This is a genomic window from Hahella sp. NS-SX17, assembly GCF_057367735.1.
Genome location: NZ_CM170632.1, coordinates 1,345,328 through 1,359,085 on the forward strand (window position 1 = coordinate 1,345,328; position 13,758 = coordinate 1,359,085).

Sequence of the window (13,758 nt, forward strand, 5' to 3'; positions counted from 1 at the left end):
AGCGTTTGGCTGGATTAACCGCCTGGGATACGCCCAGGAAAGAATTGAGATTGGCGACTATGAATGAATTAAATCAGGAAAAACCTCCCTCCTTCGGCGCGCAATCCGGCGCCGCTGCGCCACGCGACCCAGCGCAGCAGGTTTACTGGTTCCGACATTCATCGCCCTATATCAATGCCTATCGCGGTCGAACCGTCGTTATTCTTCTCACCGGCGAAGCGCTGGCGCACGCTGGAATAAACACGATCGTACAGGACATTTCTCTACTTAACAGTCTGGGGCTGCGTTTGGTCGTGGCCTTCGGCGCCCGGCCGCAGATCGAGTCCAGATTACAAGGGGCAGACTTGCGCTCCCAGCATCATCATGGCGTGCGCATTACAGATGGGGACGCGCTGCCTTGCGTATGTGAGGCCGTCGGGCGGTTGCGTACGGAGTTGGAGGCCAAGCTGTCCATGGGGCTGGTGAACTCACCTATGCACGGCGCTGCGCTGCAGGTGATCAGCGGCAACTTTGTCATCGCCAAACCTGTAGGGGTAGTGGATGGGGTTGACCACTGTCATACGGGGTTTGTGCGAAAAGTGCAGGCGGAACCCATTCATAAGCTATTGGCGATGGGGCAGATCGTCCTGTTGCCTGCCTTAGGATATTCGCCGACGGGTGAGGTTTTTAATCTCTCTTGTGAAGATGTGGCGGCATCCGCTGCAGTGGCTTTGAAGGCGGATAAGCTGATTGTCTTTGGCCCTAAACGGGGATTAACCGGACCAGATGGCGGCGTTCTGCGTGATTTGTCAGTGAATGATGCACTACAGCACTTGCAGAACCTTTCCTCCGACACGGAAGAGTTTCGGCAGCTTTCATCAGTTTGTCGAGCGCTACAAAGTGGCGTGCGGCGGGCCCATCTGATCAGTTATGCGGAAGACGGCGCCTTGCTGCAAGAGATGTTTACGCGTGATGGCGTAGGCAGCTTAATCACGGATGATTCCTATGATGAAATTCGCCCCGCCACCATTGATGACGTCGGCGGCATATTGGCGTTGATCAGGCCGTTGGAGGAGCAGGGCGTTCTGGTAAGGCGTTCTCGTGAGCTGCTTGAGCAGGAAATTGGCAACTTTATCGTTGATGACCGAGACGGAGCCATTATCGGTTGCGCGGCCTTGTATCCATTCGAAGACGAGCGCTGCGTGGAGCTGGCCTGCGTGGCGGTGAGAAACAGCTACCGCAAGCAAGGCCGAGGCGATCAGCTGTTGGCCTACGCCGAGCGTCGCGCCAGGTCCGCCAATATGAGCAAGCTCTTTGTTCTGACTACACAAACCGCTCACTGGTTTATTGAGCGAGGCTTCCAGTTGGGACAGGTTGCGGATTTGCCGGTGAAAAAGCAAAGCATGTATAACCTGCAACGTAACTCGAAAGTGTTTGTGAAGAATCTGGACTAACTGTCCGTGTTCTCTTCTATTCCATATCTTGCTCTAAAGTGAACTGGCGGCGCTGGGTTGCGCCAGTTCATTTAACGTTTGCAACACTTCCATACGTTCTTCCTTGCTCAGGTCCATTAAGGACTCCGACCATTGATAGAATGCATTGAGATCCCCTAGCTCGCGGATCTTGTAACGCAGCCCTGGCGTCCATTGGTGGTAATTGGCCACCGTCAGTAACTTGGCGTTGTTAATCGGCGCCTTGAACCAGCGTTCGTAGCCGGTGGATATTTTGTACTGTTGTGATAGTTCCGCGTACCGAGTGCGCAATGTATCAATTATCTCCGTTTTACGGGCGCGCTTTTCTTCAGGAGTTATCTCTTCCTTATAAAGCGCTTCCAGCTCTCCAATGGTTTGCTTCACCAAAGCGACGAATTGCTCCCGGCTCTGAGCGCGCTCGGCGTAGCGGGCGTTAATGGCGTCTGCGGAGTAGGCGCGGAGTAGCGCAGGCGTGTTCTGGGAGGCCGCGCGTGAGCTGTGTTGAAGATATCTTTGCACGCCTTCCTGTTCTACGGCGGTGGCCCAGCTTTCATTAAAAGCTGTGTCGCCTTTTATATAGAGTTTGCGATGCGCCAGTTCGTGAAAAAGCAAACCGGCCAAGTCTACCGGGTCATACCATATGAATGTATTCAGGACCGGGTCATCAAACCAGCCTAAGGTCGAGTAAGCGGGGACGCCGCCAACATGGGTATCAAAAGCTTCGCTCGCCAATGCTTCCGCAGCTTCATGGGCGGGCTGCTCGGCGAAGTATCCCTGATAGGCGACGCAACCTGCGACGGGGTAGCACCAAGTCTTACTTCGCATGGAAAATTCCGGCGCTGCAAAGACGTTCCAGACTACGTAGGGGCGCTCAAGGTCAGCGTATTCGCTATACGCCTCTTCCACGGGAAGGGATAAGGCGCTGGCGGCGAACTCTCTGATCTGTATGACATATTCAAGCCGCTCACGGAGCTGCGCGGGAGTCGCATCTTCCTGCACGATCTCTTCAATGGGCCGCTTTTTCTGCAGAATCTCCCACTGGCCTTGAATCGCCTGCAACATAAAACCAGTGGATTGGCAGCCGCCAAGAACGAGTAAGCCCATCAGTAACAGAGGTAAAAGTTTTATAACTGGAGATAAAGGAAAGGTTTTTTTTAGTAATGCCATGGGCGAACTCTTTCTCCAAAAATTTATTGGCTGTCTATACTGGTAATAGCGCTCTAATGCGGGCGGAGCGATAGCGGCGACCGGCGCCTTCCTAGTTAATTAACTTAACCTACAGAAACCCATGTCGGAAATCAGTGGCAGAGAACAGGAGCGACGTGCGAGCCAGCGGCGCCCCATTCAGTTGAGCGCCTCTCTCGACTTCAAGGGATTGAACGGCCTGTCATGCACTATTGCGGATTTCTGCCCGGAAGGCGTGTTTGTCACCTATTCCGCTGAGACTGCCCAACGCCTCAAGCATAGCGGTTTTACCGCGGGTCAGCGCATACAAGTGAGTTTTATCGATCCTTTCGTGAATCGCAACCATACGCTGAAAGTGAATGTAGTGAGAGCCATCGATAGCGCGATGGGAGGGAGCTTTGCGGAAGGCAATATGGCGGCGGTGACCGCACTGTTGCGTATTTGCGGGGCGGAGAATCTTGGCTCTGGCGCTTCGAGAAGCTCCACTGATTCTGCTTCTCTGCTGATGAGGCAGTGTGAGCGCGCTATTCATCAGCATTTGACGCCGTTGTTCGATACTTATCTACACGCCCTGCCGAAGAGCTTCGATGAAGCTATTAATACTGCCCCTACGGATAATCAGCGCTCCCAGCTTGCGGATTCTGCTATTGCTTTGGCGAAACAGAACGAAATTTTCTCCAGCCAGTTTTTCAAACATATCGGCCAGGCGCTGACGCCCAAAGCCGACAGCGCAATAAAAAAAGAAGAAGAGCGCACCGACCTGTCGCTGATAGATAAGTCCGAGTTTGAAGACTGGCTTACGTTGAAGGTTATGGTTACGAAAGCGGAAACCACCTATCGGGCCGTTTTGGTGCAACTGAAAATGCGCTTGGATGCAGCCGGAGTGGTTTGTCAAAAAGGCTATAACAACGCAGTAGGGCCGCCGCTTTTGTGTTACGCCTTGCGTGACACTTTGATGCAGCTGCATCTGCCTCTGCCTGCGGAACGGCTATGCCTGCGGGTATTCGAGCGAACAGTGCTGTCCGAACTCGGGCCTTTGTATGCGGAACTGAATGATTTGCTGATTCGGCGCGGTGTATTGCCCAATCTCGACTTATCGAAATACTTGACCTCCCCGGAGGCGGAAAAGAAGGCGCAGGAGGAGGCGTCCGAGAAAGGACAGGAGGAACGAAAGCCAGAACCTTTTAGCGATGAAGACAAAGAGCGCGCTGAGCAATTACGCCGCAAACTATTGGGTCCCGAACAGGAGGCGTCGGCGCCCTCCGCCAGTCCTGGTGCACCCACTCCTCCGGCCGCCCAAGGCGACGACAGGGATATGCGGGGCTATCTGGCTGATGCGGAAACCAGCTTCGCAGCGGTGAATAAGCTGTTTGAAATCCTGGAAAGCAATCGCGCCCTGTTGAAGCAAAAAGAGCAGCAAGCGCCCCCATTTCCAAAAGCATCTGAAGCGCCCCAGTTTCGTAATGAAGAAATTCTTTTCAACTTGCAGTCTGTGCAGCAGCCCCCGCCCGGGGAGGGCGTTAGTCTTGAAGAATCAGGGCTGCGTGAACGTTTGTTCAGTGTGTTGCAGAACAATGAGGCAGGCCTTAAATCCTTCGGAACGGAGCAGGACAAAGCCCTGGATGTAGTGGACCGCTTTTTCGCAAGCCTTCTTAAAAACCAGAAGTTGAGTGGTCTCGCCAAGATGCAGATCAAAGGGTTGGAGTTGCCGGTATTGCGTTTGCTTATGCGCAATCCTGATTTCCTGGAACAGACTGAAAACACGGCGCATAAGGTCATCAACCGAATAGCCCAGATTGGCGTCAAAGGAGGGAGGAATAGTCAGTCCGCCCTGGAACGCATCAACACGCTTATTCATCGTATTCAGGTGGACCATGAGCGGGACCCTGGCGTCTTTGACGAAGCCCTGGCGGAGTTAGATGAACTGCTGGAACGGCAGAACCTGCTTTATCGCAGGAATGTGGAAAGAGTCACTGCCGCAGCGGAGGGGCAGCAAAAAGTCGAAGAAGCCAAACAGGCTGTGATTGACGAAATAGAGCAGCGCATTGCCGGCAAGCAGGTGCCGCGGGCGGTGGCGACGTTGTTGAATGGCGGCTGGAGAGACCTGTTATCGCTGACGTATATCCGGCAGGGCGCTTCCAGCCAAGCCTGGTATGACTATTTGAGCGTTTTGGACACGCTGATTCATGTCGGAGAAGACCCGAATTTCGAATTCAATTTGCCGGAGCTGTTACGCATTATTCAAGATGGACTCTCCGCCATTTCATCCAACCATATGCCATCCGGCCATATTCGTGATGAACTTAAACGGCTGCTGGTGCGTGGCGCGGGAGCTGAGCCTGAAATGGTGGCCATGCCGGATAATCGGGAAGAAACTCAAGACCCAGGCGTACAACTGCTCGGCGAGGCCAGGCAAAGAGGGCTGCAACGTTGGTTGATGCGGGCGCAAAAGCTGAAAGTGGGTGACTGGCTGCGGCTGGAGCGGGATGAAAAGGAGGCCGAGTTTATACGGCTGGTCTGGGTTGGTCGTGGCTTCTCCCGTTATGTATTCGTGAATCACCAGGGCATGAAGGTGATAGACCTGGATGCGCTGACGTTGGCGGCGTATTTGCAAAAAGGTATCGCAACGCCGGATGAATCAGTGGATATGCCGGTAGTTGACCAGGGGCTGGATACTATGGTCCAGGATTTGTACGAACAGTTGAGCCACGCCTCTTCTCACGATGAGTTGACCGGGTTGATTCAGCGTAAGGAATTTGAGCGTCAGGCGCTGGTGAAGCTATCCCAGTCCAATGATGGCGATCAGTTCGCTGGGCTGCTGGTCAGTCTTGGGCAGTTTCGCCTGATCAACGAGTCCGCCGGGATTGAGGCGGGAGACCAGGTGTTGAAGGATGTTGCGAGTCTGCTGAAGTCGCTTTTCACGTCTAAAACGGTGGTGTGCCGCTTCGGCGGAGATGAATTCATGCTATTGGTGGAGGGTGACGCTGTGGCGGCGGTGGAGAAAATCACGGCGGCGTTGCGTCAGTATCAGTTGCACTGGGAGAGCAATGTCTTCTCCGTTTCAGCGAGTATTGGCTACGTTGAGGTCAGCGGCGGCGTACTGGATGTACCGCACATGATGCAAGCCGTTGAAGAGGCGGCGCGTCGGGCCAAGAGCAAAGGCGGCAATCGGGTTGAAGAGTTTGATGTCGATCAGGCGCTGATCGCCAGGCGGGATGCGATCGCCTCTAAGGTTGCGAGTTTGGGGAAAGAGCTGGAAAACGAGCGGGTATTGCTGCGTTGCCAAAAAATTATCCCTCTACATCCCGCCGCTAAAATGGGGGCTCAGTATGAGATATTGCTCAGCATATACGACGATAACGGCAATCTGATTCCCGCTGGCGACTTTGTGCGTGCGGCGGAGACCTACAGGCGGATGCAGGTGGTGGATCGCTGGGTGGTCGGCCATATGCTGGACTGGATGTCGAAGAACCGGCAGCAAATTGAAAGTATGGGGGGCGTCAGCATCAACTTATCCGGTCATTCTCTGAATGATGAGGCGTTACTGGAGTTTATTTTTGAGAGACTCACTAAATACGACTGCCCAATGGACAAAATGTGTTTTGAAATTACGGAAGCTGCGGCCATCTCCAATCTTTGCGATGTCTCTGAGTTTATCGTGGAGCTGCAGGAATATGGCTGTAGATTTTGCCTGGGTAATTTTGGTACGGCTATGGCGTCATACCAGTACCTCAAACAGCTGCCTGTAGATTTGATCAAAGTGGACGGGACTTTCATCAAGGATGTTGCGACGGATCAGAATGACCAAACGATGATCCGTTCAATGACAGAGATGGCGCATTATTTAGGACGGGAGATTATCGCCCCGCAAGTAGAGACCAAGGAGTCGCTGGAGATGTTACAAAAGTTGGGCGTCGATTACGTACAAGGCTTTTATATAGAGCGTCCAAAATCGTTGGCGAACTTCTAAAAACAATGGATCAGGGGCGTGAACGCCCCTTTTCTTCAGCCAGTGTAGATGGAGCGACTTAATCATCGTCTTCGCTTTCGTCGTGGCCCGCCACCCCAAGTTCTTTGATTTTTCTGGTTAAGGTGTTGCGGCCCCAACCAAGCAACAGCGCAGCGTCGCGCTTTCTTCCTGCGGTCTGTTTGAGCGCGCTTTCTATCATGATGCGCTCAAATGTTGGCACCGCCGTATCCAAGAGCCCGCTTTTGCCCTTTTTCAACTCCTGTTCCGCCCAAGTGCGCAATGACTCCTGCCAATCCTGGGTCGGGCTGCGGTGGTTGGATTGCTCCTGCAGTTCCGGGGGAAGGTCGGAAACGTGAATTTCTCGGCCAGACGCCATTACTGTGAGCCAGCGACAAGTATTTTCCAACTGCCTCACGTTACCAGGCCACGCCAGCGAACACATGTACTCTTCCGCCTCGGTTTTCAGCACTTTGGGTTCGACATTCAGCTCTTCGGCCGCTTTTTTCAGGAAATGCCCGGCGAGCTTTGGGATGTCTTCACGACGCTCACTAAGCTTCGGAAGGTGTACCCGTATAACGTTTAAACGGTGGAACAGGTCCTCCCGGAAGCGTCCTTCCTGCACCAGTTTTTCGAGATTCTGGTGGGTAGCGGCGATGATGCGTACGTCCACTTTTATTGGCGTGGCGCCGCCGACGCGGTAAAACTCGCTATCCGCCAGCACCCGCAGCAAGCGAGTCTGGGTGTCCGGCGGCATATCTCCTATCTCATCCAGAAAGAGCGCGCCGCCGTTGGCTTGTTCGAAGCGGCCTTGACGTTGTCCGCCGGCGCCGGTAAATGAGCCTTTTTCGTGGCCAAACAACTCAGATTCAATCAGATCCTTAGGAATGGCCGCCATGTTTAGAGCAATAAAGGGCTTGCCGGCTCTGGGGCTGTGTTGATGCAAGGCCCGGGCGACCAGTTCCTTACCGGTGCCGGATTCTCCATTGATCAACACAGTGATATTGCTGTGGGAGAGCCTCCCAATAGCCCTGAACACTTCCTGCATCGCCGGCGCTTCGCCGATGATCTCCGTATCCTGGCTCAAGGAGCCACCTTCTGGCGCGCGACTGGTGGCCATCTGTTCCTGCGCATGAGCTACGGCGCGTTTTACCAGAGAGACGGCGTCGTCCACGTCGAAAGGCTTGGGGAGATATTCGAAAGCGCCGCTTTGATAGGAGGAAACGGCGCTGTCCAGGTCCGAGTGCGCAGTCATGATGATGACAGGCAGGTGTGGGTAGCTGGTATGTATCTGTCCCAGCAAGCTTAAACCGTCAATGCCGGGCATGCGGATGTCACTGATGATTGCATCCGGCAGTTCTCGTTCCAGGCGGTGAAGAATACCGTCGCCGGACTCGAATGAACGAGTGTTCAGATGCGCTTGTTCCAGGGCTTTTTCTAAGACCCATCGGATAGAACGATCATCATCTATGATCCATACGTTGGGTGATGCGCTCATGATAGTGGCTCCAGTGGGATGAATATGATGAAGTTCGTACTGCCGGGCTGGCTTTCACATTCCACCAGTCCTTTATGTTGTCCGATTATGCTTTGTGTGATGGAGAGACCCAGTCCGGTCCCCTGTGCGCGGCCGCTGACCATCGGGTAAAAAATATTATTCAGGAACTCAGAAGGAATGCCGGGACCGTTGTCGATCACGTCAACCCGTACAACCAGTCGGTGCCGTGTATGGCCTATCGTGAACTGCCTAAGCGGGCGCGTACGTAATAATATCTGCGGCCCGCCTGACTCTCGCGGCGTGTAATCTTCGAAAGCCTGCATGGCGTTGCGGCAAATGTTAAGGAACGCCTGGATGAGCTGTTCCTTGTCGCCAGCGAACTCGGGGATGCTGGGGTCGTAATCGCGGATCAGCTTTATACTCCCAGCGCTTTCCACCTCTATAAGGCTGTATACCCGCTCAAGCACTTCATGAATGTTGGTGGGTTCCTGTTTGAAACTTCGATTAGGACCAAGCATGCGATCCACCAGGTTACGTAACCTGTCAGCCTCGTCGATAATGATCCGGGTGTAATCGTGCAGCCCTTCTTCTCTTAGTTCTTTGTCCAACAGTTGCGCCGCGCCGCGAATGCCGCCCAGAGGATTTTTGATCTCATGAGCCAGTCCTCGAATCAGAATGCGGGATGTCTCCTGCTTGGAAAGCAGCTCTTCCTCACGACTAATACGCAGCAATCGGTCACGTGGCTGTATCTCCATGATGACGTAGACATCGCTGGAAATATGCACAGGAGAGACAGTGTAGTCGACGAGAAGACGGCTCCCGGAGGGGAGAAGAAACTCGGCTTCACGCTGTGTATAAGTCTGTCCGGTGCGCAGGCATTCTTCCAGACCCGTCAGGGTGGAGCTGCCTTCTATCAGTAACTCTTTAATAGCGGCCCCATGGGCTCTTTGCTCGCTGGTTTCCAGCAATACTTCGGCGGAAGAGTTGCTAAAAACAATCCGCTGCTGGTGATTCATAACCAGCACAGATGTTGTCAGGTTTTCGAATAAGCGAGTTTGAAAAACGATGGGTAGCATAAGGTTGACCTATTTTTGCATTGAGAATGCAATATCCAAACCAGAACTGCGGTAAAGCGGTGCGAATTACCGGGTTCCCTGCACAGGCGTGGGGCGGGCGGCTCAATTACGAGCTACCTCATTAGAAAGCGCTCCAGAAGCGGGCTTTGGGGCAGTGAAAGTCAGCGACGATATGCATGAAGGTGATGCATCATGCACAAAGTGGATGCGCTACACTTTAATTATGCTCTATTTTGGTGCGCTGTGTTGGCTAGTTTTTAACGCTAGGGCGATGAATGGTGAATTGCACTGGCGCGGCGCTTTGAACAACCCCTGAATTATCAACGACGTCGAGAGAAACTGAATGTGTTCCCCGGTTGACGCCTGTCAACTCCAGGAAATTATCCTTGGTCGTTCCTACAGGGCTACCATCAAGGGAGACGCGAAAGCTGTGATTAGGATACAGAGTGGGGTCTGAGGTGAACAAGACGGTCAGGTCGCCATTGCCTGAGTGAAAAGCGCTGTCGTTGCTGGGAAACGTGATGTTCAGGGTTGCATAATAGTTTGATGGCGCCGACGCCGGCTCTTCACTGCTGGTAGAGGGTAAATTCGTCATTTTGGGCATAGTGATTGTGGCGGTAGGACCTACTTCCACCTTCTCTGCCCCCTCTCTTTCTTGGTCTGAATACTCCACATTGCCCTGTGCGTCCACCCAGCGGTAAATTTCGGCGTAGACTAAGCCCGAGTAAGAAGAAAAAAGCGCAGAAGAAAGAAGAATATAAGCGAACCGAGATTTCATAACTTCAACCCAATTGACCGATTACCTGAACTGTAGCAGAAGCAGGCCCAAAAAAAACCCCGCAGAATGCGGGGTTTGCGAGTCTGTCGTAGTTATTAACATGGCCATGATATTGGGATGTCAATAAAGAGGCGCATGGATGCGCCTGTGCGGCGGTTAGTCGCGGGAGACAGGCAGGTCCTGTCGTTGCAGACAAATAGAAGGAAGCTATTTGTCTGCCTGATTAATAACTACGCAGCGGATTATACAGAGTAGTACATCTCGAATTCGACCGGGTGAGTGGTCATGTCCAGACGTTCTACTTCTTTACGCTTCAACTCAATATAAGCTTCGATCATGTCTTTGGTGAATACGTCGCCTTTGGTCAGGAACTCGAAGTCCTTCTCGGCATAGTCCAGAGCTTGAGACAGAGAGCTACAAACAGTTGGGATGTTCATTGCTTCTTCTTTCGGCAGATCGTACAGGTCCTTATCCATGGCGTCGCCAGGGTGGATCTTGTTCTGGATGCCGTCCAGGCCGGCCATCAACATGGCTGCGAACGCTAAGTAAGGGTTGGCGGATGGGTCAGGGAAGCGAACTTCGATCCGGCGGGCTTTCGGGTTAGTCACGAAAGGAATACGGATGGAAGCGGAACGGTTGCGAGCGGAGTACGCCAGCATAACTGGGGCTTCAAAGCCTGGAACCAGACGTTTGTAAGCGTTGGTGGACGGGTTGGTGAAGGCGTTCAGTACACGAGCGTGCTTGATAATGCCGCCGATATAGTAGAGAGCCGTGTCACTCAGGCCTGCATAGCCGTCGCCAGAGAAAATATTCTTACCGTCTTTAGACAGAGACTGGTGGCAGTGCATGCCGGAGCCGTTATCGCCAACCAGAGGCTTGGGCATAAAGGTTGCGGTTTTGCCGTAAGCATGCGCTACGTTATGAACGCAGTACTTCAGGATTTGCACTTCGTCAGCTTTACGGGTCAGCGTGTTAGCGCCTACGCCGATTTCGCACTGACCGGCGGTGCCTACTTCGTGGTGATGAACTTCGATGGTCAAGCCCATTGACTCCATCGCTGCACACATCGCGCCACGCAAGTCATGCAGAGAGTCTACTGGAGGTACAGGGAAGTAGCCGCCTTTTACGCCAGGACGGTGACCCACGTTATTCTTCTCGAAGTCGTCGCCAGATACCCAGGCGGCTTCTTCAGAGTAGATTTCGTACATGGCTCCGTTGATGTCGGACTTCCATTTTACGCTGTCGAAGATGAAAAACTCAGGCTCTGGTCCGAACAGAACAGTGTCCGCAATGCCCGTGGACTTCAGGTACTCTTCCGCGCGCTGGGCGATAGAGCGTGGGTCGCGGTTGTAACCCTGCATGGTGGTGGGTTCGATGATGTTACAAGTCAGGTTCAGAGTGGTTTCTTCTGTGAACGGATCAATAACTGCAGTTTCATCGTCCGCTAGCAGGATCATGTCTGATTCGTTGATGCCTTTCCAACCAGCGATGGAGGAACCGTCAAACATTTTGCCTTCTTGAAAGAATTCCGGAGAGATTTCGCTAGCAGGGATAGTCACGTGCTGCTCTTTGCCTTTGGTGTCGGTAAAGCGCATGTCAACCCATTTAACTTCGTGCTCTTTAATAAGATTCAGAGTTTTCTCTGACATTCCAGTTACTCCGTAAGATTTTATTTATGTTGAGGTGAAACCGAAACACTGCAGTAGTGTATCCTCGCCACCATGAAACAGACCCGTGGAGGGGAGAGCGTTCCGGGAAGTCTAACGAGCGCAAAAATACTATCACGCCTCGTGGTCAGTTGCTTCTGGTTTTCCTAATTAGCAATTTATTTGCCAAGAGATTTTTGCTGTATAACATTTTGTTTTTTAACGATGTTTTAAAATTGGTGTGAAAAGCTCAACCTGCGCTTCTTACATGTTTGCACAGTATTGGTGCATGAAAATGGGTGTCTGTGCGCTTTTGGGGCGTCGTGCACCATTTTGGTATCAGGCTAAGGATAGATAATTTTTCGAGAGGGTGTATGCAGATGTAGAAAAAGGCTCTGAGGCCAGATGTAACGCCGCGTCTTTAGTCTTAATTCTGTCCTGGGCTGAAAGCGGAGACGCTGAAATAGCTGATTACATTCTTTCCCTCCTTCAATCGCTTCGGTATTAGCATGCCTCAAGAGGATGGCCTACTCGCAGTTACGCCATATATGAGCTACCTCACTTCATTAGGCGACTTGGCAATAGGAGATCTGATTGGCAGTGTCATAATGACGCGATACTGTTTTTCGCCATCTTCCGCTTTTAGCGCGCCGTTATGTGCGATCAGTACTTCTTTTACTATCTCCAGGCCGAAGCCCACAGATTTGTAAATTGAGCTTTCATTTATCTTTTTAAGCCGTGATGCCGCTACTTTAAGGTTGCATATTGTAATGACGCAGTCGCCTTTTATTTTTTCTGCCTCGACAAGGATTTTTCCATTGCTAGGTGAGTATTTGATGGCGTTGATTAATAAGTTGTTCAGACTCTGAATAAGGCGGTTTTGATCACACTCAAGGCGTATGCCTGGATGCGCTTTGACTTCTATGCTTATCTGCGAATCTTCTGCAAAATCGATAACGGACTCCAAAGACATGTCCAGGATCTCTTTGAAGCCATGCTCACTGATGTTAAGTGTGATCTTGCCAGTACTCAATGCGGCGCTCTCAAGGATAGTTGAGACAAGTTCCAGGGCGCGTTCGGTAGGAGCTATAATCCTGCTGGTCAAACTTCTTATTTGCTCTTTCTCAAGGCCCTCTCGAATGGCAAGCTTTGCGAATCCAAGGATGGCTCCGAGGGGGTTCCGTAGGTCGTGAGCGACATACCCCACGAATCGCTTCATTTTGTCGTTGAGCGCTATCAGGCGATCCTCCTTGTTGCGCAGCTGAATATAAGCTCCGATTGAATTGGCGAGTATCAGAATCAGGTTGTGCTCATGCTGAGAAAAGCCGCGAGCGCGAGGAGTTGTCGATGTGAAATTAAAGGTCCCGAAAAGCTTGTCGCCAACATAGATGGGGGCGGACAGGTAAGCCTCTAACTTGAGGTTTTTGTAAACCGGGTGACAGTTCATATAGTTGAGAATGCCGACTTCAGGAAAGCCAATCACTCTCTCGCTCTTATAAACTTCACGACAATAGGTGTCTTCAAGAGGGAATTCCTGTCCCTTTTCGAGTACCTCAAGCGGGCTGACGACATCGCAAACTTTATAGACTCCCTCTGCTGTAATTTCACTTACGATGCCCGTCTCAAGATTAAAAACTTCAATGCCTGCGTTAATGTATTCGCGTATTAGCTCGTCAAAGCTCTCATACTTATTGGCGCAGAGAAGGTGGACTCGTGTCAGGTTGCTGACCATCGCCCGCAGCTGCTCAATTTCTGGAACGCTGTCATCCATTCCGATATAAACACTGTCTTCCACAAATGATGGGTATTCCATGGAGCTATCCTTAAGCTTTGAGTCAGGCGCTTAACTAAGTATAGATGAGGGCGTGATTGGCGCCTGAGTTGTCAATTCTGGTGTGGTGCTCTCTAGATCTACTGACTACTTTTAATGATGTGAGTAACGACCGGGAAATCTATTGATGTGCGCACTATTTTGGTGCAAATGATAGCTTTTGAGGTAGATGAGTAATATAAAGCGGTGCGCTGCTGGAAGGTGAAATTTTCGCCGTAAGCGTAAAATCTACTTATTATTAAGAAATAGTCTTAGGAACTTAACAAAGATAGCTCTATAATTGACCGCTTTTTTATGCCGGACTGACTAAAATTTGCTCAGTCGGT

Annotated in this window: 8 protein-coding genes; 2 read left to right on the forward strand and 6 right to left on the reverse strand. The window is 51.8% G+C overall.

What is annotated here, in order from left to right:
- Nucleotides 1–59: 59 nt before the first annotated feature.
- Nucleotides 60–1,433, forward strand: a complete 1,374-nt coding sequence (argA, locus tag AC2IBB_RS06080) for an amino-acid N-acetyltransferase (protein WP_486332010.1) — start codon at nucleotides 60–62, stop codon at nucleotides 1,431–1,433.
- Between the two features lie 33 nt (nucleotides 1,434–1,466).
- Here the strand turns inward: argA and AC2IBB_RS06085 are convergent, their stop codons facing one another.
- Entirely contained in the window at nucleotides 1,467–2,618 is a 1,152-nt protein-coding gene (locus AC2IBB_RS06085; RefSeq protein ID WP_486332011.1) for an aminopeptidase, read from the reverse strand.
- 121 nt (nucleotides 2,619–2,739) lie between these two features.
- Between AC2IBB_RS06085 and AC2IBB_RS06090 the strand changes: the two genes are divergently transcribed.
- Complete coding sequence (locus AC2IBB_RS06090; RefSeq protein ID WP_486332012.1) at nucleotides 2,740–6,606, forward strand: DUF1631 family protein; 3,867 nt, start codon at nucleotides 2,740–2,742, stop codon at nucleotides 6,604–6,606.
- A gap of 58 nt (nucleotides 6,607–6,664) precedes the next feature.
- Here AC2IBB_RS06090 and ntrC read toward each other — a convergent pair whose 3' ends face one another.
- The 5 genes from ntrC to AC2IBB_RS06115 form a co-directional block, all read right to left on the reverse strand.
- Nucleotides 6,665–8,101, reverse strand: coding sequence for a nitrogen regulation protein NR(I) (gene ntrC, locus AC2IBB_RS06095; protein ID WP_486332013.1), 1,437 nt, complete (start codon nucleotides 8,099–8,101; stop codon nucleotides 6,665–6,667).
- Nucleotides 8,098–9,177 (reverse strand): nitrogen regulation protein NR(II), encoded by a 1,080-nt coding sequence (gene glnL / locus AC2IBB_RS06100; RefSeq protein WP_486332014.1) that lies wholly within the window; start codon nucleotides 9,175–9,177, stop codon nucleotides 8,098–8,100. Before glnL ends, ntrC begins: the two co-directional genes overlap by 4 nt.
- A gap of 250 nt (nucleotides 9,178–9,427) precedes the next feature.
- Nucleotides 9,428–9,955 carry a DUF4124 domain-containing protein gene (locus AC2IBB_RS06105; protein ID WP_486332015.1) on the reverse strand — a complete coding sequence of 176 codons (528 nt, stop codon included), beginning with the start codon at nucleotides 9,953–9,955 and terminating at the stop codon, nucleotides 9,428–9,430.
- 242 nt (nucleotides 9,956–10,197) lie between these two features.
- Nucleotides 10,198–11,604, reverse strand: coding sequence for a glutamate--ammonia ligase (glnA, locus tag AC2IBB_RS06110; RefSeq protein ID WP_127968597.1), 1,407 nt, complete (start codon nucleotides 11,602–11,604; stop codon nucleotides 10,198–10,200).
- Nucleotides 11,605–12,154: 550 nt separating this feature from the next.
- Entirely contained in the window at nucleotides 12,155–13,414 is a 1,260-nt protein-coding gene (locus AC2IBB_RS06115) for a GAF domain-containing sensor histidine kinase (protein WP_486332016.1), read from the reverse strand.
- Nucleotides 13,415–13,758: the final 344 nt, after the last annotated feature.

Bases quoted from the DNA above. Each gene is read 5' to 3' on its own strand.
- ntrC (WP_486332013.1), bottom strand. From the start codon at position 8,101: ATGAGCGCATCACCCAACGTATGGATCATAGATGATGATCGTTCTATC.
- AC2IBB_RS06085 (WP_486332011.1), bottom strand. From the start codon at position 2,618: ATGGCATTACTAAAAAAAACCTTTCCTTTATCTCCAGTTATAAAACTT.
- argA (WP_486332010.1), top strand. From the start codon at position 60: ATGAATGAATTAAATCAGGAAAAACCTCCCTCCTTCGGCGCGCAATCC.
- AC2IBB_RS06115 (WP_486332016.1), bottom strand. From the start codon at position 13,414: ATGGAATACCCATCATTTGTGGAAGACAGTGTTTATATCGGAATGGAT.
- glnA (WP_127968597.1), bottom strand. From the start codon at position 11,604: ATGTCAGAGAAAACTCTGAATCTTATTAAAGAGCACGAAGTTAAATGG.
- glnL (WP_486332014.1), bottom strand. From the start codon at position 9,177: ATGCTACCCATCGTTTTTCAAACTCGCTTATTCGAAAACCTGACAACA.
- AC2IBB_RS06090 (WP_486332012.1), top strand. From the start codon at position 2,740: ATGTCGGAAATCAGTGGCAGAGAACAGGAGCGACGTGCGAGCCAGCGG.
- AC2IBB_RS06105 (WP_486332015.1), bottom strand. From the start codon at position 9,955: ATGAAATCTCGGTTCGCTTATATTCTTCTTTCTTCTGCGCTTTTTTCT.